Origin of the sequence: Acetobacter aceti NBRC 14818 (assembly GCF_000193495.2) — a bacterium.
GTDB classification, from domain to species: Bacteria; Pseudomonadota; Alphaproteobacteria; order Acetobacterales; family Acetobacteraceae; genus Acetobacter; species Acetobacter aceti.
The window spans coordinates 2,492,053-2,511,779 of record NZ_AP023410.1; the positions used below are offsets into that span (position 1 = coordinate 2,492,053).

At 57.3% G+C, this 19,727-nt stretch carries 18 protein-coding genes; 6 read left to right on the plus strand and 12 right to left on the minus strand.

Annotated elements, in window-relative coordinates:
- The 8 genes from rocF to EMQ_RS11500 form a co-directional block, all read right to left on the minus strand.
- Complete coding sequence (gene rocF, locus EMQ_RS11465) at positions 1–924, minus strand: arginase (protein ID WP_010668063.1); 924 nt, start codon at positions 922–924, stop codon at positions 1–3.
- Positions 925–1,007: 83 nt separating this feature from the next.
- Positions 1,008–1,823, minus strand: a complete 816-nt coding sequence (locus EMQ_RS11470; RefSeq protein ID WP_010668062.1) for an ABC transporter ATP-binding protein — start codon at positions 1,821–1,823, stop codon at positions 1,008–1,010.
- A 30-nt stretch (positions 1,824–1,853) separates the two neighbouring features.
- Entirely contained in the window at positions 1,854–2,537 is a 684-nt protein-coding gene (locus EMQ_RS11475; RefSeq protein WP_231367939.1) for an ABC transporter permease, read from the minus strand.
- Positions 2,538–2,539: 2 nt separating this feature from the next.
- Positions 2,540–3,253 (minus strand): ABC transporter permease, encoded by a 714-nt coding sequence (locus tag EMQ_RS11480; RefSeq protein WP_010668060.1) that lies wholly within the window; start codon positions 3,251–3,253, stop codon positions 2,540–2,542.
- Positions 3,250–4,395 carry an NAD(P)/FAD-dependent oxidoreductase gene (locus EMQ_RS11485; RefSeq protein ID WP_010668059.1) on the minus strand — a complete coding sequence of 382 codons (1,146 nt, stop codon included), beginning with the start codon at positions 4,393–4,395 and terminating at the stop codon, positions 3,250–3,252. Before EMQ_RS11485 ends, EMQ_RS11480 begins: the two co-directional genes overlap by 4 nt.
- A complete protein-coding gene (locus tag EMQ_RS11490; protein WP_010668058.1) occupies positions 4,379–5,905 on the minus strand; it encodes an NAD(P)/FAD-dependent oxidoreductase in 1,527 nt (508 codons plus the stop codon). Before EMQ_RS11490 ends, EMQ_RS11485 begins: the two co-directional genes overlap by 17 nt.
- A complete protein-coding gene (locus EMQ_RS11495; RefSeq protein WP_010668057.1) occupies positions 5,902–6,207 on the minus strand; it encodes a (2Fe-2S)-binding protein in 306 nt (101 codons plus the stop codon). Before EMQ_RS11495 ends, EMQ_RS11490 begins: the two co-directional genes overlap by 4 nt.
- Before the next feature lie 77 nt (positions 6,208–6,284).
- Positions 6,285–7,136: a transporter substrate-binding domain-containing protein gene (locus EMQ_RS11500; protein WP_010668056.1), complete on the minus strand. Its 852-nt coding sequence runs from the start codon at positions 7,134–7,136 to the stop codon at positions 6,285–6,287.
- Positions 7,137–7,255: 119 nt separating this feature from the next.
- Between EMQ_RS11500 and EMQ_RS11505 the strand changes: the two genes are divergently transcribed.
- A complete protein-coding gene (locus EMQ_RS11505; protein WP_010668055.1) occupies positions 7,256–8,143 on the plus strand; it encodes a LysR family transcriptional regulator in 888 nt (295 codons plus the stop codon).
- A gap of 150 nt (positions 8,144–8,293) precedes the next feature.
- On the opposite strand, the gene EMQ_RS11510 is transcribed toward EMQ_RS11505, so the two are convergent.
- Together EMQ_RS11510 and EMQ_RS11515 are read right to left on the minus strand one after the other, a co-directional pair.
- Complete coding sequence (locus EMQ_RS11510; protein WP_018307980.1) at positions 8,294–9,028, minus strand: ABC transporter ATP-binding protein; 735 nt, start codon at positions 9,026–9,028, stop codon at positions 8,294–8,296.
- On the minus strand, positions 9,025–9,759 hold the full coding sequence (locus EMQ_RS11515; protein ID WP_187326315.1) for an ABC transporter permease: 735 nt from the start codon (positions 9,757–9,759) through the stop codon (positions 9,025–9,027). Before EMQ_RS11515 ends, EMQ_RS11510 begins: the two co-directional genes overlap by 4 nt.
- A gap of 284 nt (positions 9,760–10,043) precedes the next feature.
- Between EMQ_RS11515 and EMQ_RS11520 the strand changes: the two genes are divergently transcribed.
- The 3 genes from EMQ_RS11520 to EMQ_RS11530 are packed head-to-tail and all read left to right on the plus strand — an operon-like array spanning position 10,044 to position 12,941.
- Positions 10,044–11,018 carry an ABC transporter substrate-binding protein gene (locus EMQ_RS11520; RefSeq protein WP_010667949.1) on the plus strand — a complete coding sequence of 325 codons (975 nt, stop codon included), beginning with the start codon at positions 10,044–10,046 and terminating at the stop codon, positions 11,016–11,018.
- Between the two features lie 21 nt (positions 11,019–11,039).
- Positions 11,040–12,203, plus strand: a complete 1,164-nt coding sequence (locus EMQ_RS11525) for an acyl-CoA dehydrogenase family protein (protein WP_018307978.1) — start codon at positions 11,040–11,042, stop codon at positions 12,201–12,203.
- Between the two features lie 51 nt (positions 12,204–12,254).
- Positions 12,255–12,941, plus strand: coding sequence for an RBBP9/YdeN family alpha/beta hydrolase (locus tag EMQ_RS11530; protein WP_010669270.1), 687 nt, complete (start codon positions 12,255–12,257; stop codon positions 12,939–12,941).
- A 40-nt stretch (positions 12,942–12,981) separates the two neighbouring features.
- Here the strand turns inward: EMQ_RS11530 and EMQ_RS11535 are convergent, their stop codons facing one another.
- Positions 12,982–13,593, minus strand: coding sequence for a nitroreductase family protein (locus tag EMQ_RS11535; protein ID WP_026200062.1), 612 nt, complete (start codon positions 13,591–13,593; stop codon positions 12,982–12,984).
- Between the two features lie 234 nt (positions 13,594–13,827).
- On the opposite strand from EMQ_RS11535, the gene EMQ_RS11540 reads away from it, so the two are divergent.
- Positions 13,828–15,183 carry a cytochrome P450 gene (locus EMQ_RS11540; protein WP_026200061.1) on the plus strand — a complete coding sequence of 452 codons (1,356 nt, stop codon included), beginning with the start codon at positions 13,828–13,830 and terminating at the stop codon, positions 15,181–15,183.
- Between the two features lie 139 nt (positions 15,184–15,322).
- Here the strand turns inward: EMQ_RS11540 and EMQ_RS11545 are convergent, their stop codons facing one another.
- The gene (locus tag EMQ_RS11545) at positions 15,323–17,476 is read right to left on the minus strand and encodes a catalase (RefSeq protein ID WP_132012090.1); all 2,154 of its coding nucleotides are present in this window, start codon (positions 17,474–17,476) and stop codon (positions 15,323–15,325) included.
- 829 nt (positions 17,477–18,305) lie between these two features.
- Between EMQ_RS11545 and EMQ_RS11555 the strand changes: the two genes are divergently transcribed.
- Positions 18,306–19,676: an NAD-dependent succinate-semialdehyde dehydrogenase gene (locus tag EMQ_RS11555; RefSeq protein ID WP_018307973.1), complete on the plus strand. Its 1,371-nt coding sequence runs from the start codon at positions 18,306–18,308 to the stop codon at positions 19,674–19,676.
- Positions 19,677–19,727 lie beyond the last annotated feature (51 nt).

Below are 19,727 nucleotides of genomic sequence, written 5' to 3' on the forward strand. Positions count from 1 at the left end.
TCAATAAGTCCTTGTCTTGTGTTCGAGAACGCGTCGGCCCAGCAGGCTTGCTGCGAGATCGGTCATGAGACGTGCCGTCTTGGCCCGTACGTCGAGGAACGGGTTGAGTTCCGCCAGATCCAGAGAGGTGACGAGGCCGCTGTCATGGAGGATTTCCATGATGAGGTGCGCCTCCCGGAATGTTGCGCCTCCGGCGACGGTCGTGCCGACGGCAGGTGCGATTTCGGGATCGAGAAAGTCCACGTCGAGACTGACATGCAAACGACCGTTGGCGTGTCTGACACGATCAAGAAAACTGTTCAGCGGTGCGACGATGCCCTGTTCATCAATGGTGCGCATGTCAAAGACGGTCATACCGATGGCTGCGACATGGCGTTTTTCCGCCTGATCGACCGAGCGGATACCCATCATGCAGACATTGCGCGGATCGACGGTAGCGGCGGGAACCGGGAAACCCTCGAAGCCGGGCTGTCCCGTAAAGTAGGCGACAGGCGTGCCGTGCAGATTGCCGCTTGTGGTCGTGTGGAGGGTATGCAGATCGGTGTGAGCGTCCAGCCACAGCACGAATTGCGGCTGGCCCAGTTCCTGCGCCCTGCACGCCACGCCGGGGATCGTGCCCGCAGACATGGAATGGTCGCCACCGAGGAAAATCGGCAGATCACATGTGCTGGCCATCTCGTAGGCCCGGCGGGTCACGCTTTCAGTCCACGCTATGATCGCATCCAGATTGCGCACGGCGGGATTGGGGTGACTGACGGCGGGAGGCTGCGCGGGTACTGCATCACCCACATCGGTCACTTCCCATCCAAGATTTTGCAAAATTTCCGGCAGGCCCGCGATGCGAAAGGCCGTAGGGCCCATGATGCATCCTCGTTCGGATGTTCCGCTCTGTGTCGGGATGCCCAGAATCTGGCATGTTTTCATATCATTTCCTTTTCCTGTTCATGGTCACTGACCGCTAAATGCGGACAAGCCGGGCCTGTCCGTCTCTCTCTCGATTCAGTATGTCAGGTCTTGCGCATGAAATGGCTGACAAACTGGTCAAATCGTTCGTCCATGCCGCCCTGAAACAGGGCCTGTGGCGTTCCCTGCGCTCGCACTGTGCCCTGCTCCAGAAAAACGATCCGGCTTGAGACATCCCGTGCAAAAGCCATTTCATGTGTCACAATCAGCATTGTTCGGCCTTCTGCGGCCAGATCCTGCATGACTTTCAGGACTTCTCCCACCAGCTGCGGGTCCAGTGCTGAGGTCGGTTCGTCGAACAGCAGCACACGCGGTTGCATGACGAGGGCTCGCGCAATGGCGATGCGCTGCTGCTGTCCACCGGAAAGCTGGCTGGGGTAATAGTCAGCACGGTTCAGCATGCCGACGCGGTCGAGGGCTTTCTGCGCCTCATCCCTGACTTCCTGCCGGTTTCGCCCCTGAACGTGGATCGGCGCTTCCATCACGTTCTGCAAAACCGTCTTGTGGCTCCACAGACAGAAGTTCTGAAACACCATGCCAACCTGCGACCGCAACCGGTTGACCTGCTTCTGATCGGCAATACGCAGTTCGTTCCCCTGCTGACGAAATCTGATGTTTTCATCCAGAACAGTCAGAGAGCCGCTGGTGGGGATCTCCAGAAGATTGAGGCATCTCAGGAAAGTCGACTTGCCGGAACCGGATGCGCCCAGAATGGAAATGACTTCACCCTCGTGCGCATCGAGATCAATGCCGCGCAGCACTTCCAGCGCGCCATAGCGCTTGGTCAACTGTCGCGTCGTGATGACCGGTGCAGTCGTGGTAGCGCTGGCCGGTATGATGTGTGGCTGGGTCGTTTCCATGAAAACTCCGAATAAGATCGTTTGCGTGGGTCAGACCCGGTTGCGGGGAAGAAGCCAGCGTTCCAGCATGTGGACGCAGCCGACAATCACGAAGGTCAGTGAAAGATAGATCATGCCGGCAATGGTAAAGATCTCCTCGGATCGGTAGGTTTTCGAAACCAGTCTGTAGGCAATGCCGGTCACATCCATCAAAGTGATGACGCTGGCGAGGGAGGTGGCCTTGAGCAGCAGAATCGCTTCATTGCCGTAATTCGCGAGCCCATAGCGCAGGGCCTGCGGCCAGATGATCCGGCGACGCAGCAGGAAACCGGACATGCCCATGGCCTGTGCGGCCTCGATCTCGTTCCGGGGAACCGCTGCGATGGCGCCACGAATGATCTCGGCCCCATAGGCGGAAGTGTTCAGGGACAGCGCGAGAATGGCGCACCAGTAGGCCTGTGCCAGAAATGGCCACAGGAAAGAGGAGCGCAGATATTCGATCTGTCCGAAGCCGTAATATATAATGAAGATCTGGACCAGCAGGGGTGTTCCCTGAAACAGCCCGACATAGAGACGCGCCAGCCAGCGCAAAGGAGCAAGCCGATTGTGCGCTAGCGCGGCGACACTCGCGGCAAGGACAAATCCTGCACACAGCGCGATGCCGGTCAGCTGGAGGGTAAGGGGAACGCCGGTCAGAAGTTCCCCTGCTGTGCGAGCAAGGAATGGCCAGTCCATTTCTATCGCTCCCAGCATCGGCCAAGACGTTTTTCAACGGACCTGATTCCGAAACCCGTGAGTTGCCCCATGAGCAGATACAGCAACGCGGCGGTGCCATAGAAAAGAAGCGGCTGTCGGGTCGCGCCGGAAGCGATGGTTGATTGCCGCAGGAGTTCCACGAGACCGATAATGGACAGCAGCGCGGTCTCCTTCAGGACGGATTGCCAGATGTTCCCGAGTGCGGGCAAAGCGAAACGGAGCGTCTGGGGAGCGATGACGCGCCACAGAAGAACAGGTCGGCTCATGCCGCAGGCTTTACCGGCTTCGATCTGGCCTCGATCAAGACGCAGATACGCGCTGCGATAGGCTTCGGTCTGATAGGCACCCGAGACCAGGCCGATGGCGATAACCCCGATGACGAAGGATGGCAGCGAGAAGAACCCCGGAAAACCTGCCAGATGCATGAGGTGGATCAGTGCCAGCGAGCCGCCGAAATAGAAGAGATAGACAACCAGTATTTCAGGTATTCCCCGCAATACGGTTGTGTAGAAAGTGCCGATCCAGCGCAGGATGGGTGTGGATGACAGTTTCAATGCGGCTCCGGCAGTACCCAGCAGACCTCCGATCGCAAAGCTGCACAAAGCGGCGATCAGAGTCAGGCCAGCCGCGATGACCAGCAGTTTGCCCCAGCCATCCGGCCCGAAACCGACAAGGGTAAGGGACGAAGTATTCATGCGGCCACTCTGGAGGCAAAGCGTCCGCAGTCAAAGGGAGCCAGCGTGGCTTCAAGGGTGCCGCTGACAAGGGATTTGGCGACAGCCTCACCAACAGCTGGAGAAAGCTGGAATCCATGTCCGCAGAAGCCGAAAACATGCCAGAGATCTGGCGTGCCCTGACCGGGACCGATGACGGGAATACCGTCAGGCGTTGCGCCTTCCAGCCCGGTCCAAGTCCGCAGGACCGGCACATGCGCCAGCGCCGGAAAGGCTTCGAGTGTCGCGGCTGCACTCTGCGGCATGCGGTCCATGACCGTGAACGATGTATCCTGATCGGGACAGGGCTTTCCCAGAATGCCGCCACCGATAACCAGCGATCCGACAGCGCTCTGCTTGAAGGAGAGCGGCCTGTCGATGCCGATGACGACGGGCGTGAGAAACGGTTGTGTCCGTGCCGTGACCATCATCGACGGCGCGACGGTCTTGAGCGGCAGCGTCTGTCCGGCCATCGCCGCCACCCGCGCACCCCATGCGCCACCACAGTTGATGAGAACGCCGCCTTCATGCTGGCCAAACGATGTTTCCGCCCGCCATCCTCCACCCCGGACGCGCTCCAGTCCCAACACGCGGCAATTCTCCACGATCCGCGCACCCGCCGCGACGGCAGCTTCCCGAAATGCGCGTGTGGCGGCGGCCGGATTGGCGTGACCATCCCGTCGGGAGATGAGACCGCCAAGGGCGTTCTCCGAGACGCCGGGAAGCAGGGTACGTACGTCTTCGCGTGAAAGAAGCTCTTCTTCTCCAAGCCCGCGCTTTTTCATGTCTTCAGCACGGCCAACGGCCCATGACATTTCGGCCTCATCAAGCGCAAGGCCGATCTGGCTGACCCCGAGGCGAACCTCACAGGCATCAGCAGCTTTTTCTCCGACCAGTCGGTCGAGATGCACCCAGTGTTCCATGGCGCGCTGCGAGAGAGGGTATTCCCGCCAGTCGCGCATCAGCATTCTCAACCCGCCCGCGTTGACGCTGGAAGCGTGTCGGCCCGCGACATTTTTATCGAGCAGCGTGACGTTCCATCCGGCTCTCGCCAGAAACAGCGCGATCGAGCAGCCCTGAAGCCCGGCACCGATGATAAGGGCGGTTTCACTCTGCCGGGACATCGCTCGTCGCCTCCACATCATGTTCAGGCTTGTCTTCCAGTGTGAGCAGCTCGGTCGCGCTGGGGTCCAGACCGGTCAGACCGGCGAGTGCCCCTAGTGGGAGGGGGCGTATCGGAGGTCGTCCCCTGAAAACCGGTGGCGTGGAGCCGCAGGCACCGCGATCTTCCTCGATCAGGCGTGCTGCGGTGATCATGCAGTTGCGTCCCTGACAGGGCCCCATGCCGCACCGCGTTTCACCGCGCAGGGCGTCCATGTTGCCAAATCCGGCGCGGATTTTCTCGCGTAGAGCGCCGGCGGTCAGTTCCTCGCAACGACAGACGATTGTGTTGTCGTCCGGCAGTTTGGCGGACAGACCCGGTGGGAAAGCTGCATCCAGAAAGGGGCGGACGGACAGGGTTCTGTCAACGGCCTGCTGACTCTTGCTGGAGATGCCATCTCCTTTGCGAAGTTCGGCGAGAATGGCCTGTGCTGTCAGTCGTCCATGCGCAATGGTGGCCTCTGCTCCCCCGATCCTTCTGGCGTCACCCGTGATGCGGACAACGCAGCGCTCCGGCTGAAGGTCAGGCGGCAAGGCGGATGAGGCGAGACCGTCCGATGTTGTGCGCGGACGCCAGCTGGCGTTGGTCTGATCCCATTGCAAAGCCAGACCGGCTCCATTGGGAATATCGATAGCGGGCACGATGCCGTCATGCACGACCAGCAGATCGCAGGGCTGACGCACTCTCCGCCCTTTGACCGTAAAGCTGACAGCCTCGACTTTCCGTTCACCCTCTGCGGCGAGGTCAGACACACCGGACGTCATGCGCACGCCTGAGCGTTTCAGCTGTGCCAGCCATCCCAGTCCCTTGACCACTGGAAGAAGGCCATTCCTGCGTAGATAACGCATAGCCCGCAGACCATCGGAAAAACGGTCGGTGCGTGCAATGAGAGTTGGTTTCACGCCCAGCTTGTGAAGCTGTGTCGCCAGCAACAGCAGCAAAGGGCCTGTTCCTGCCAGAACGACATTGCCAGTCGGCTTGAGATTGCCCGCTTTCAGGAGTGTCTGGACGCTCCCCGCCGTCATGACGCCGGGAAGTGTCCAGCCGGGAAAAGGCACGGGTCGTTCCATTGCGCCGTGGGCCAGAATGACAGTGGTGGCACGGAGGTAGCCTGCGTCCATCCCACGCAGCCATCCCACGGTTCCATCCGGTCGAACCTCCCACACGGTTGTCAGGGGGCGATAGTCGATGCGTGAGCTGGCGCGGAACCGTCGGATCAGGTCCGCTCCGGCGCGGTAGGCAGGACCAAGTGCAGCAAGCAGCGCCTGTCTGTCAGAGCTCTGTTGAGAAATGTTGTCTTCCAGATTGCGGAAGATCTGACCGCCCGGTGTCGGCTGCATGTCCAGAACGATGACCGAGCGGTTTGCTTCGGCCAGTTCGATGGCGGCTGTCATGCCTGCCGGGCCGCATCCCACAATGATGATGTCAGCATCCATTGGCACGGAGGGGCGCATGTCGGTTGCCTGCGTCATTGTGCGGAGTGTTCCAGAGCGATGGCGGCACCATTCTGACGACGGACCCGCATGCGGTCGCGGACGATTGTCAGGCAGGCCTGCTGATTGCCGATGCCGTCAATTTCCACCAGACAGTCGAAGCACTGACCGATCATGCAATAAGGCAGACGGGGCGCGCCGGACACGGGCGTCAGTCGGTTGAATGGGACACCAGCGCGCAGCAGACAGGCGGCAACGCTTTCCCCTTTGCTGGCGGAGATCGGTTGGTCATCCAGATAAACCGTTATGCTGTGCGTGAGTGGTGCGATGGGAGAAAACATCTTAACTCTGCAATCGGAATGAGGAAGCGTGACCGGACGGTGTCCGTGAGAAAATCTATCGGAATATTCAGAATTTTTCAGTCATGGATCGAAATATCCGTGCCAAACCATTTTTCAGACAGGGCCTGGTTCGTGCCGTCCCTGTTGACGGAAGCAAGTGCGGCATTGAAAGCGTTGCGGAGGGCGTCATCGTCGGGACGGAACGCCATGTTGGTTGTGTCTGACCCGAGAACGCCGCCGGAAAATGTCGGACCCGTCATCACGAGGGAGCCCTTGGGAGCCGCTTCCATAAGGGTTTTGAAAGTTGTGACGTTGGCAATTGCGATGTTTATGCGTCCGGCCGCGAGTTCGAGACCAAGTTGCTCGAAAGAAGGATATTCCCGGACTGTCAGCCCCTGAAGATAGGCTTCGGCAAAGACGGCGGCTGTTGACCCGGTCTGAACGCCGATCACCTTGCCAGCAAAGGCGGCTTTCAGGGCGTCCAGCGCCGATCGTGCTGTCTGTGGTTCCTGCGTGAGATCGAAAGAACTTTCCCCGTATGGCAGATGCGCCAATGGATCGGTGGCTGTTGTCAGAAAGCCATTGGGTGCGCGTGTATAGGGAATGGAAAAAGAGACGACCTTGCTGCGCTCTTCCGTGACGCCCATTGAAGCGATGATGGCGTCGTACTGCCCGACGCGCAGTCCGGGGATCAGGCCGTTCCAGTCCTGCGTCACAACCCGGCACGTTACCTTCATGCGCAGGCAGAGAATGTTCACAAGATCCATTTCATAACCGGCATATGAACCATCCGGTTTTGCAAAAGCCCAGGGAGGATAGGTGCCTTCCGTGGCGATGGTGAGTGTGCGCGAATACTCTTCAGCCCGACTGGAACCCGACCATGTCAGGAACATTCCTGCTATCGCAAGACAGGTCGCACGAAGAGGCATTCATGATTTCCTGTTGATGAGTATGACAAAAAACTACGTAACTTCATTAGATTTTTAAATGCGATATCGGAACATATTTTTTCTTGGCAGAAAGCATAAGCTCAGCTTAAGCTTGATGAATGCAGCCATCCCGTATTCCGTCCCTGAACTGGCTACGCGTTTTCGATGCGGCGGCGCGGCATCAGAGTTTTGCCTCGGCGGGGCGTGAGTTGAACATGTCGGCGGCTGCGGTCAGCCAGCAGATCCTTGCCCTTGAGACCTATCTTAGAAAGCCGCTGTTTGTCAGAAGTCCCAACAGGGTCCGATTGACCGTGGAGGGGAACGAGTTTCTGCCGACTGTGCAGGTGTCCTTGCGAGCCATTGAGTCGAAGACGGCTTCCCTTTTTCCCAGAAAAAATGAAGAGCGGATTTCTCTCGTTGCCAGTCAGTTGATGGCCATGAGCTGGTTGCCACGTCGTCTGGTCGCTTTCGAGCAGGCACATCCGTCGGTTCGCATTGATCTGATCATAGAGGACATACAGCGTCACGCCGAACCGGATCTCGCGATCCGGTTTGATCATGGTATGTCCACGCTCTCACATCCGGGCTGGCTGATGGGTATAACGCATGTTGTTGTTGGCAAGGCGTCGGATATTGAGGCTATAACAGATGCCAGTGACATAACGGATTTCAGATTGCTGGATGTGCGGTCTCATGCGGTCGGGTGGAATACGTTGCTGACGCGATATGCGGGTATGGCTGATGATCCTGCTCTGACAGTTGAATCCGTTGATACAACGCCTCTTGCGCTCATGATGATCAAGGAAAGTCACGCATTGGCGCTGGTGCCCTGGCCTGCGTCCGAAAATCTGGTGCAGGCGCTTGGGCTGGAAATCTGTAAAACCATTCCGGCCATTCCGGGACTGGGCAATTATTATATAGAGCAGTTTACGGGGCATGGCGCCCGGCCGATCATACACACGCTGTGTGAAGAGCTTCGCAAGGCGGCACGGGATACAGACTGTTGAGTGTCTGGGAATGATAGACTGTAAGTTCGACGATCCACGCGATCTGTTCGGTATACTTCAGCGTTCCAAAATGGCGATATCGCATGGCACCGCCATGCCACAGATCGCTGAACACCTCTCTCGGATCATGACGCCACTGTTCCGTTTCTTCTATTCATCAACACCAAGATGTTTCAGAAGCGCTGAACGCAAGTGCACAAAAGCGGGATCGTAATGGCGTCGTGGGCGAGGGAGCGAAATGGATACTTCAGCCCGGATATGTCCTTTTTCAAGCACGACCGCCCGATCCGCCAGCAGAAGCGCTTCGTCCACATCATGTGTTACCAGTAGCACCGCGCTTTTGTGACGTTGCCAGAGGGCTGACACCAGATTCTGCATGTGCAGACGTGTCAGCGCGTCCAGTGCGGCAAACGGCTCATCCAGCATCAGGAATTTCGGTTCCCGAATGAGTGCACGTGCAAGTGCGGCACGTTGAGCTTCTCCTCCGGACAAGGTCAGTGGCCACGCGTCCGTGCGATGTCCAAGTCCCACTTCCTCCAGAACCTGGCGTGCGTCAGAACGTGTCGCGCCAGCTTTTCCGAGCATTACGTTCTGCCAGACTTTTTTCCATGGCAGGAGGCGGCTTTCCTGAAACACCACCGCAGATTCCTGCGGGCAGGAAATCTGTCCTTCCCTGACAGGGTCAAGTCCTGAGAGCGCGCGCAGTAATGTCGATTTTCCCGAACCGCTCCGGCCAAGCAGGGCGACAAACTCGCCTTGGGCAATATCCAGATTCAGTTTATCCAGCACGGGAGAACCATTTCCGAAGCGACGGCTCAGACCGCGCACACTGACTGCCGGCTGGAGATCAGTAGCCACTGTAGCCAGAGAAGAGATGTAGTTCATCCGATGTTCCCCGGCCGCTGGGCATGAGCAGGACGCCAGACCAGCGCCCGATGTTCCAGTATCCGCACGCACTGGTCAGAGATCAGTCCGAGAAGCCCGTAGATGGCAAGACCTACGAAGATGATGTCGGTGCGCAGAAAGTCCTGTGCATCCATCATCATGTGTCCGATACCACTGTCAGCGTTGACCTGCTCAGCCACGACAAGCATCAGCCATGAAATGCCGACTGCAAAACGGACGCCGACCAGCAGATCGGGCAGAGCGCCCGGAAGGATCACATCGCGGATCGTCTGGCTACGCGACAGGCGCAGGGTGCGTGTCATCTCCAGCAGCTTGGGGTCGATCGAACGGATGCCCTTGTGAAGGTTGAGATAGATTGGAAACGTGGAACCAAGAGCCACCAGAAGGATCTTTGGCGTTTCTCCGATGCCGAACCAGAGAATGAAAAGGGGAACAAGCGCCAGCACGGGCAGCGTGCGAAAAATCTGGAGCGGAGCGTCAACAATGTTTTCGCCAAGCCGGGACAGGCCGGAAATCAGGGCGAGACTGATTCCCGCCACAAGGGCGAGAGAGAGGCCAGCAGCGGCACGAAGAAGGGAGACACCCATATTGGTCGAGAGAGTGCCGTCCTGAACAAGGCTCCAGCCGGTGCCCAATATCTGGATCGGAGACGCGACCAGTCTGGTGGAAAGCAGGCCGGTGGAGCAGGCAGCCTGCCAGCACAGGATCATCAGCAGGGGAGAGAGATAACGGGCGACATTCCGGTAAGGCACTCTTCCAAGCCAGTTTCTTCGGGGAGAAGACAACGTGGTGACAGAAGGGATGGCAAACCGGGTTAGGGAAGGGGTGGTGCTGTGCTGGATTGCGCCTGACATGGTCTGGTGACTCCACGCTCTCGTTATTTCAGTGAGCACACTCTTCCATATTTACACCTTCATATAAGGTGAAATATTTTCATATCATTCATTTGTGTGATTTAATTGAATTGTGCGACATTAAGTGGTGGTTTTTGGGAATGAAGCAGATAGCACCAAGCCGTCCGTTCAGGGCGCTCCACCTTTACATCGTGATCTCCATGCTGACGCTGATTATCGGCACATTTCCTGTCACCTCGGCCTGGGCGGATGACGAACTGGTAGTGGCGGACCAGAAGGGGCAGCAGAAAGCCCTGATGCAGGCGTCAGGCGTGGACAAGGACGTGCCCTATCATATCCGCTGGGTGGAATTTGAAGCGGCGGCACCGCTCCTTCAGGCTCTTGGAGCCGGAGCCGTGGATACGGGAATCGCTGGCGACGGCCCCTTCATCTTCGCGTGGGGAGCGGGGTTACCCATTCGGGCAACGTGGCTGATTCCTCCCCGTGGCGGCGGCAAGGCGACCGCAGTGGTCGCGCCGGAGGGTTCTTCCATCACCAGTGCGGCCCAGTTGTCGGGCAAGAGAATTGCCACTGGCCGAGGGTCCATAGGTCATCTGCTGCTGCTGCGTCTGCTCGCTACGGGGGCTATTCCCGCTCCGGCGCCAAAAATCGTTTTCCTTCTTCCTGCCCAGGCCAAAGCGGCGCTCGATACCCAACGTGTGGATGCATGGTCCACATGGGAGCCCTATGTTTCCCTTGCTGTTGTCGCCGGGCATGGACATGTCGTGGCCGATGCCGCTGACCTGATGCCGAACAACAGTTTCTTTGTGGCCAGCACGGAGGCTCTGACAAACAAGCGCGCCCATCTGGTGGATTTTTATCGGCGTATGACGGCTGCTTATGAGTGGGGTACCCGGCATCAGGCAGAGTATGCCCACATACTGGCCCGACAGACCGGAATTCCTGACGATGTGGCCGTTTCTGTTGCTGAAAAACTTATTGCCACCCCCGCGCCAGTGACATCTGATACCATCAGAGCTGAGGCATCTGTTGTCGCTACCTATCGGTCCGCCGGTTTTGTTACGCGATCGGATGCTTTTGATGAAGCCTTTGAGCAGAATCTGACATCACCCTGATGAAAGCGGATATTTTTGATCATGGACGGATCACGGATTATCGAACCCACTCTTACTGAAGTCGAAGTGCCGGACGAACTGGTCAGACGCTTTGCCGAGCGGGCCGCCGATCATGATCGGCGTGGTGAAATCGGATTCGATAATCTGGATGATTTGCGCAAGGCAGGACTGCTTGCTCTGGCAGTGCCCCGCAGCCATGGGGGAAGTGGAATCAGCCTGCGTCAGATCGCGCGCATCGTTGCCCGTGTGGCGGAAGGCGATCCGTCCACAGCCCTGATTCTTGCGATGCAGTATCTTCAGACTTTGGAAGTTGCCGTGTCCCGCACATGGTCCGAGGATGTGCGGAAGGAAGTGTTTGATTCCATCGTCCATTCGGGAGCGCTGCTCAACGGTCTGCGCGTCGAGCCGGAACTCGGCACACCGGCCCGCGGCGGCATTCCGGCGACACGCGTGCGACGAGAAGGAGATCGCTGGCTGCTTTCCGGTCGCAAAATCTTCTCGACGGGTTCCTCGGCACTGCATTGGGGCATTGTCTGGGGCGCAACGGAAGAAGAAACGCCCCGTATCGGGCAGATTCTGGTGCTACTCGACTCCCCCGGTGTTCGGATTGAGAAAAGCTGGCATCAGTTGGGGATGAGAGCGACGGGAAGTGACACCATCATCTTTGAAGATGTGGAGGTACCAGAACGCTATCTCATCAATTTCAATGAGAGTGGCAGCAAACCTGAACCATCGATTCTCGCGACGGCGCATACGGCTGTCGTGGCGGCGCTTTATGATGCGGTGGCCCGTTCGGCGCGGAACTGGCTGATTGATTTTCTGAACGCGCGTGTGCCCACGGCGCTGGGGCGTCCTCTTTCAACACTCCCGCGCTTTCACACCGTGCTGGGTGAGATCGATGGACTTCTTCTCACAAACAAGGCCTTGCTGGACAGTGTGTTTTCAAAAATAGAGGATGAAACCATTATGCAGGTGGAAGCGGGGCAGATCAAGCGTCTTGTGACCGAAAACGCCATTGCGGCGGTGGCGCGGGCTGTGGAAGTGACAGGGAACCCCGGCCTCAGTCAGAACAATCCTCTGGAACGCCATTATCGGAATGTCCTGTGTGGACGCATTCATACACCACAGGCGGATGCTGTTCTTGAAGCAGCCGGACGGACCGCTTTTGAAGCCGTTAAGGGATAGACCCGGCATGGACGCACCAATGGAGTGACTTCCCTCAGCAGGAGACCAGTCATGCAGATTGCCTCGTCATTCGGTTCCGAAAAGTTTTTACCGCATCCGGGTTCATGGCTGGATGATGAGATGGATGCTGGACTGAAAACTCTCATGCTGCGTCTGATGACGTTTGATGTGCTGATCGTACCTGGTCTGGATGGATCAGGAGAACATCACTGGCAGTCATTGTGGAAACATTTTCTGCTCCACCAAGGGATTTCCGTGCGTTCTGTCGAGCAGCATGACTGGAGCAGCCCTGATCTGGAAACATGGAAAAAGACACTGGTCTCTTCAGTCCAGCATTGTTCGCGATCAGTGCTTGTTGTTGCGCATAGTCTGGGTGCGTTGCTGACAGTTCATTGCGCAGATCTGGAGATTGCCGGTGCGTTACTGGTAGCGCCCGCAGACGCGGAGGAAACACGGGCTCCGGCAAGAGGGCGGATAAAGGGTTTTGCGCCTTTGCCACAGGGAACTCTGCGTTTTCCATCTGTGCTGGTGACAAGCGATAATGATGAGTGGCTATCTCCGGCCCGTGCCCGGTTTATGGCGCATTGCTGGGGCGCAGACCTGTTTCCCGCTGGCAGGGTTGGTCATATCGGGAATCAGGAAAATCTGGGGATATGGCGAGAGGGATTTCGTGCTCTGGAGAAACTTCTTGACCGGATCGACAATGAACGGGTGGTGGCGGAAGAATCCCAGATCTGAGTCAGAAGCGGCGATCTTTTATTGATCGCCGCCTTGCTGATCAGGATGCCGTTGTGGGGGGAATGAAATGGCCTTCAGACGCCAGAGCATCGAGTGTGATGCGGGTCGAAGGCTTTTCCCGTTCCTGCAAATTTTCCGGAAGCTGGGTTGCAGGGCCGCGATGTCCGATGATGATGGCCGCATGCACGACATGATCTTCGGGGAGTTCCAGACCGGCGTGAGCCAATTCCTTGTCGAATCCGCTGACCGGGTGGGTGTGCCATCCGTTCTGATTGGCTTGCAGCTGGATCAGGACGCTGGCTGCTCCTGCATCGAAAGCGTGCGACGGGGCCTCAATAGGTTCGCCTGTGCGGGCGCTGTCGGTGACGGTGCGTGAGGCGATATAGACGATTGCGGAAGCGTTTTCCGCCCATGCACGGTTGAATGGGATCAGCCAGGAGAGGAATCGCTCCCAACCCGGCGTGTTGCGTCGTGCGTAAATGAAACGCCACGGCTGGGCGTTGTAGGCCGAAGGCGCCCAGCGACCTGCATCAAGGATAGCGAGCAGATCTTCCTGTGTGATTTCATCAGGTGTGAAGGCACGTGGTGACCAGCGGTTGAGGATAAACGGGGCTACCTTTGAACCGGTTTCTCGTTCCGGAAGTGATGTCATCGTGTGGGAAACTCCGAAAGAATCATAACGGGAAGAAACCCCTTGAGGATCTTCCAGTCTTGTTTCTGGTTGCACTGAGGAAATCAGCAGGCCAGCAGAATGACGGATGACTGTCAGGAGTAAAAATGAATAATCCTGAAGAGTCTTATGCGAAGGCGCGTTTGACGCTCTGACATATCTGTCTGCATGTTTCACAGACTGGCCGTTCATTTCATTTCCCGTTATTTCGCAGATATGGCTGTCCTTTTCTCTCCTCCCATGCCGCACTTGCCGTCGGACGATATCACAGGCCTCGGTGTCCTGTTCCGTCTGAAACAGAACGGATTTGGAGCTTTTCCGGCCCGCTGTTTTTATGAGCCTGTCCTGTCGCTCCGTGCGCTGGGCAGACCTCTGGTGGTTGCAGCCGGACCGGAGGCCATCAAGGCGGTGCTTTCCACGGACGCGGCGTCCTTTCAGCGTCTGCGCATGGGGCGGCGTGTGCTCAGTCCTATTGTGGGGGAGGGCATTCTGGTCAGTGAAGGTGCTGTCTGGCGTCGTCAGAGAAAGGCGATGGCGCCAGCTTTTACACCGAGGACGGTGCCGACACTCGCCAGACACATAGCGGCCTGCGCGGATATGACACTGCCGCGTGTCAGTATGGAAAAGCCGGTCGATGTTTTTTCCCTGACCCAGACACTCGCACTCGATATTGCCGCTGTAACGATGTTTTCAATGACGAGCGAAACCTTCGGTACGCAGTTGCGAACGATGGTGACGTCCTTCATGTCGGGGATTGGTCAGCCGCGTCCGGCAGATTTCCTGTTGCCGCCGTCAGTGCCGACGCTGACGGACTGGCGACGGAAACGCTTCCGCCGACGCTGGGTCGCGCTGATTGAGGCGATTATTGCTGAACGGCCGAAGATTGGCGCGCAGGATGACGCGCGCGACCTTTTCGACCTCCTGATGCAGGCGTTTGGAGAGGAAGGCGGTGTTGCCGGTCAGGCCGTGGTGGATGAAGTCGCCACGATGATTGTGGCGGGGCATGAAACGACGGCAACCGCTCTGTTCTGGGCTGTCTGGTTGTTGGCCAATGCGCCTGAGTGGCAGGACGCCATAGCGGAAGAGGTCCACTCAATCGATCTGTCATCTGATCATGCCGCAGCAGCTTTGCCAAAACTGACTGTCACGACAGCCGTGGTGCGAGAGGCGCTCAGACTTTTTCCACCGGCATTCATGACAGGGCGTGAGGCTGTCAATGACGTTGAGCTTTGCGGACGGTCCACTCCCGGTGGCGCGATGATGCTGCTTCCCTTCTGGATGCTGCATAGAAATCCTGAACTCTGGGAAAATCCTGCGGCGTTCGATCCGGGACGTTTTCTGAACGGGAAGGAGCCGGAGCGGTTTACGTTCCTGCCATTTGGTGCGGGGCCGCATGTCTGCATAGGCGCGCAACTGGCCATGACCGAGGCTGTTCTCGTGCTCGCGCGGCTCGTTCAGCTGTATCGTTTTACAGCTGTGGATGACGAACCTGTTTTGCCGGTTGGGGTTCTTTCCACCCGCCCGTCACGCTCCGTGCCGTTCAGGTTCTTTCCACGCCGGAGCAATGGCTAGGGAGAAATACAGCTTTCAGGGAAGCGATCCATAGTCAAAACTCTTTACGGTGGCATATATTTTACAAAAAAAAGGGGCAGAGTCTGACTCTGCCCCCTTTGGTGCGGCACGGGGCAACACCCCGTATAATGACCCGGCTTTAAGCCAGATCGCGCACTTTTGGCTCGCGTGCCCAATGCCGCTTCACGCCGACCTTCTCGAACTCATCGAGCGGGACAACGCCATCGTCCTTTTCAACGCCCGTACGGTCGAGAATGATCTGCGTGCCCTTGCAGTGAGCAATGGTTTTGCAGTGGGTGTAGGCATCCATGAACCACTGCACAGCCGCAGAATCATGCGACAGTTTCTTGGCCTGATCTGGCATCAGGATGGAGATGACGCCATCAAAAAGCACGGAAGGCGATCCGGCGAGCAGTCCATCGGCTTCAAGCGTGCCGCCCTGGACCGGAATGCCTCCGACTTTGGGAGCGACGAGAACCGCTGTGCCACCTTTTCCTTCGATCAGATCCTTGAACTTTTTGATTTCAGCCAGATCCGATCCTTCCGCGAACAGGATTCCGATCTGACGGCCTTTCAGGGTGTTTTTGGCCTGTTTCTGAATGGAAAGCGCATCAGAAATCTTCAGATCGATCGGTTCCTTGGCGGCCTTCGCCTTCGCCGGCAGCTCTATGGCCAGACCTGTTGCAACCCGCTTGGCGAGGGACTCGTCAACATTGCGCAACTGGGCCACGATCCGTTCCCGTACATGCGGAATCTGAACCTTCGAGAGTTCGAAGACAATGGCCGACGCCGTATGCGCCTGCTCGCTTTCCGTGAGGGAGCGATAATACATGCGTGGCTGGCTGTAATGGTCGGCGAAGGTTTCTGAACGCACGCGAACCTTGCGGGTCGGATCATTGTCCTCGGCGTTTTCTTCGAACGTCTTGAAACCCGTTGTCGGACAGGCGCGTGGACCGCCGGTTTCTCCAGCTTCCGCCAGACTGTTCGGCTCATAATTGGCGCGACCGACCGGAAGGAGGGTCTGCATCATGCCGTCCCGCTGGAAATTGCTGAACGGACATTTAGGCGCGTTGATCGGGATCTGGTGGAAGTTTGTTGTTCCCAGACGGGATTTCTGCGTGTCGAGATAGGAGAACAGACGGCCCTGCAGAAGAGGGTCGTTGGAGAAGTCGATGCCGGGAATGATGTTGGTCGGCATGAAGGCGACCTGCTCGGTCTCCGCGAAGAAATTGTCCACATTCCGGTTGAGCGTCATGCGACCAATGATCTCGACGGGAATATCTTCTTCCGGAATCAGCTTGGTGGCGTCCAGCACATCGTAAGGCTGCTTGGCAGCCCAGGCTTCGTCGAACACCTGTATGCCCAGATCCCATGCCGGGAAATGACCCTGACTGATCGCTTCAAAGAGATCCTGACGATGGAAATCGGGATTGTTTCCAGCGATTTTGACGGCTTCGTCCCATGTGGTCGATTCAATGCCGAGCACCGGTTTCCAGTGAAACTTGACGAATTTTCCTTCACCCTTCTCATTCACAAGACGGAAGGTGTGGACGCCGAACCCTTGGATCATGCGCAGGGAGCGGGGAATGCCGCGATCGGACATGGCCCACATGACCGTGTGCAGTGATTCCGGCATCAGGCTGACGAAATCCCAGAACGTGTCGTGGGCGGAGGCTGCCTGAGGATAGCCACGATCGGCTTCCATCTTCACGCTGTGGACGAGGTCAGGAAATTTTATCGCATCCTGAATGAAGAAGACCGGAATGTTGTTGCCGACCAGATCCCAGTTGCCGCTGTCAGTATAGAACTTCACGGCAAAGCCACGGACATCGCGAGGCGTGTCCACAGAGCCTGCGCCACCCGTCACCGTGGAGATGCGTGTGAAGACCGGGCAGGTTGTACCGACCTTCTGAAAGATTGACGCTTTCGTCAGTTCGGGAATGGCTTTGGTGCATTCGAACACACCGTGCGCGCCCGAGCCTCTGGCGTGCACGATACGTTCAGGAATGCGTTCGTGGTCGAAGTGGAAAATCTTCTCGCGGAGAATGAAATCTTCCAGCAGGGTCGGACCGCGTTTGCCTGCTTTCAGGGAGTTTTCGTTGTCCGAAATCCGGTGACCGAAATTGTCGGTCAGATGGGCGACCCCATCAGAATGGTCGCCGTCATGTGCAATGGTCTGATGAAGCTCGCCACCCGGAGCGACCGTATCTTCTGTTTTGATGTGCCCGGCGCCAGGGGGATGGTCATGCAATCCGTTATCGATGCTTGGGTTAGGACTGGAGTCCTTGGGCATGAATGCCTCCATCAGATCTGGAAAGAAAAGCGGGTCATCTCATCCACTCCCGGAAATGGGTTGCTGGGTGACCGCGTGCATGATTTCCCAACGACTGATGAGGTATAGGGTTCCGTTCCCGGGGATTTCAGATCAACACATTATCGGGAATGTAATGGGCCAGTCGGTATTCACTCCCAAGGCAATGCAATCAAACGGGTCCTGGTGCTCCATTAATTGCCGGGTCAGACTGTCACATCTCTTATGCAGGACCGCGTCATTTTCCAGCACCGTAACGGTATGGTTGCTGGCGACGGCATGTTTCCACAGTCTCAGATAAGACATCATCACGCCGAGAGCTGGTTCCACATAACGGTTCTCGGGGGCATGATGCTGTCCGCCACGAGATCTGTTCGAGAGAGGGACCACTCCTCCACTGCCGGGAAAACTTCGATGTGCTGGATGTGCGGATTGTTGCGAAAAAAGCATCCTTGCGGTTTGTTTGGCGCTCAGGATTGATGACAAATGTCTGCGGTTTCATCATGGGCCGTTCACCGGTTCCGGTCAGGTCGATGTCCAGAAAATACGAGAAAAGAATGTGTTTTCGTTAATATTGGGAGATTAATTATTTCTTTCGTGAATTGAAAAAATAGATGATTATTAAGGTGTATAAATAAATATTTGCGAATATTTTGAATGGATAAGTGTGATATTAAGACCAGACAAATGAGGACAAAAGCCTCTTCTCCGCCCCTTTTCGTTTTGAAAAAATCATTGGAGTATGCCGCCGCACACCCGCTTTTGGCTCGGGTAAGGATTGCTATCCGGATAGCAGAGAGGAGAAACCGTCATGTCTGCCTACAAGACACTCAACCCGACTACGGGCAAGGTCGAGAAGACTTTTGACGAGCATACCGACGCTCAGATGATCGCCAGGCTGGAAAAGGCCCATACGCTCTGGAGAGATGACTGGCGTCACCGTTCCTTCGAAGAGCGCAAAAAGATTGTCAAAGCCGCCGCAGAAGCCCTGCGTCGCGACAAGGAAAAGCACGCGTCCCTGATCGCCACCGAGATGGGCAAGTCCATCGGTGAATCCATCGGTGAGATCGAGTTTTCCGCCGATATTCTCGATTATTATGCCGACAATGCCCAGCAGTTCCTTGCTCCCAGGGATATAAAGACATCCTGTAGCAAGGCGCAGGTCATCAGCCAGTCTCTTGGCGTGATCTATTGTGTCGAGCCGTGGAACTACCCGTATTACCAGCTTGCCCGCGTGGCTGCGCCAAACCTCATGGCGGGCAACACGGTCATGGTGAAGCACGCGCCGACCGTGCCGCAGTGCGCACTGGCGTTCGAGCAGCTCTTCATTGATGCAGGCGCTCCGGAGGGAGCCTACAGCAACCTGTTCATCAGCAACGATCAGTCGGAAAAGCTGATCGAGCGTCCGGAAGTCTGCGGCGTGGCCCTGACGGGCAGCGAACGCGCAGGCAGCGCCGTGGCGTCGCAGGCTGGCAAGGCTCTGAAGAAGAGCACCATGGAGCTTGGCGGCACGGATGCGTTCATCGTGCTGGAAGATGCTGATCTGGACCTGACCATCCAGAACGCCATTTTCGGTCGTTTTGAGAATAACGGGCAGGTCTGCACCGCTGCAAAGCGCATGATCGTTCATGAGAGCGTCGCTGACGAGTTCACCGCGCGTCTGAAATCCGCCATCAGCGAGTTCCGTTATGGTGATCCGCTGGACAAGGACAACACGCATGGTCCGATGAGCAGCGAAAACGCCATGAAGCTCGTGCTGGAGCAGGTCGATATCGCTGTCAAAGGCGGAGCCAAGCTTCTGACGGGTGGCGTGCGTCTCAATCGGGATGGCTTCTTCATCCAGGCCGGTATCCTGACCGACATCACGCAGGACAACCCGATCTTCTACAAGGAGATCTTCGGGCCGATCGCATCGATCTACCGCGTGCGTGACGAGGAAGAGGCCATTGCTCTGGCCAATGACTCGCCGTTTGGGCTGGGTGGTTCGGTCTACACGAAGGACACCGAGCGTGGCTGGCGTGTCGCCGAGCGGATCGAGACAGGCATGGTGTTCATCAATGCGATGGGCGGCGGCGGCCCCGAGATGCCCTTCGGTGGCATCAAGAACTCGGGTTATGGCCGGGAGCTCTCCGAGTTCGGTATCGAGGAGTTCATCAACCGCAAGCTGGTCTGCATTCCATAAGCAGCGCGTGGAATAACGCAGTCGGAATGAGCAGGGGCCGAAAGGCCCCTG

Coding starts and splice junctions, on each gene's coding strand:
- EMQ_RS11500 (WP_010668056.1), bottom strand. CDS start 7,136: ATGCCTCTTCGTGCGACCTGTCTTGCGATAGCAGGAATGTTCCTGACA.
- EMQ_RS11510 (WP_018307980.1), bottom strand. CDS start 9,028: ATGAACTACATCTCTTCTCTGGCTACAGTGGCTACTGATCTCCAGCCG.
- EMQ_RS11535 (WP_026200062.1), bottom strand. CDS start 13,593: ATGACATCACTTCCGGAACGAGAAACCGGTTCAAAGGTAGCCCCGTTT.
- EMQ_RS11490 (WP_010668058.1), bottom strand. CDS start 5,905: ATGACGCAGGCAACCGACATGCGCCCCTCCGTGCCAATGGATGCTGAC.
- EMQ_RS11540 (WP_026200061.1), top strand. CDS start 13,828: ATGGCTGTCCTTTTCTCTCCTCCCATGCCGCACTTGCCGTCGGACGAT.
- EMQ_RS11475 (WP_231367939.1), bottom strand. CDS start 2,537: ATGGACTGGCCATTCCTTGCTCGCACAGCAGGGGAACTTCTGACCGGC.
- EMQ_RS11530 (WP_010669270.1), top strand. CDS start 12,255: ATGCAGATTGCCTCGTCATTCGGTTCCGAAAAGTTTTTACCGCATCCG.
- EMQ_RS11485 (WP_010668059.1), bottom strand. CDS start 4,395: ATGTCCCGGCAGAGTGAAACCGCCCTTATCATCGGTGCCGGGCTTCAG.
- EMQ_RS11495 (WP_010668057.1), bottom strand. CDS start 6,207: ATGTTTTCTCCCATCGCACCACTCACGCACAGCATAACGGTTTATCTG.
- EMQ_RS11555 (WP_018307973.1), top strand. CDS start 18,306: ATGTCTGCCTACAAGACACTCAACCCGACTACGGGCAAGGTCGAGAAG.
- EMQ_RS11525 (WP_018307978.1), top strand. CDS start 11,040: ATGGACGGATCACGGATTATCGAACCCACTCTTACTGAAGTCGAAGTG.
- EMQ_RS11470 (WP_010668062.1), bottom strand. CDS start 1,823: ATGGAAACGACCCAGCCACACATCATACCGGCCAGCGCTACCACGACT.
- EMQ_RS11480 (WP_010668060.1), bottom strand. CDS start 3,253: ATGAATACTTCGTCCCTTACCCTTGTCGGTTTCGGGCCGGATGGCTGG.
- EMQ_RS11505 (WP_010668055.1), top strand. CDS start 7,256: ATGCAGCCATCCCGTATTCCGTCCCTGAACTGGCTACGCGTTTTCGAT.
- EMQ_RS11520 (WP_010667949.1), top strand. CDS start 10,044: ATGAAGCAGATAGCACCAAGCCGTCCGTTCAGGGCGCTCCACCTTTAC.
- EMQ_RS11545 (WP_132012090.1), bottom strand. CDS start 17,476: ATGCCCAAGGACTCCAGTCCTAACCCAAGCATCGATAACGGATTGCAT.
- EMQ_RS11515 (WP_187326315.1), bottom strand. CDS start 9,759: ATGATCCTGTGCTGGCAGGCTGCCTGCTCCACCGGCCTGCTTTCCACC.
- rocF (WP_010668063.1), bottom strand. CDS start 924: ATGAAAACATGCCAGATTCTGGGCATCCCGACACAGAGCGGAACATCC.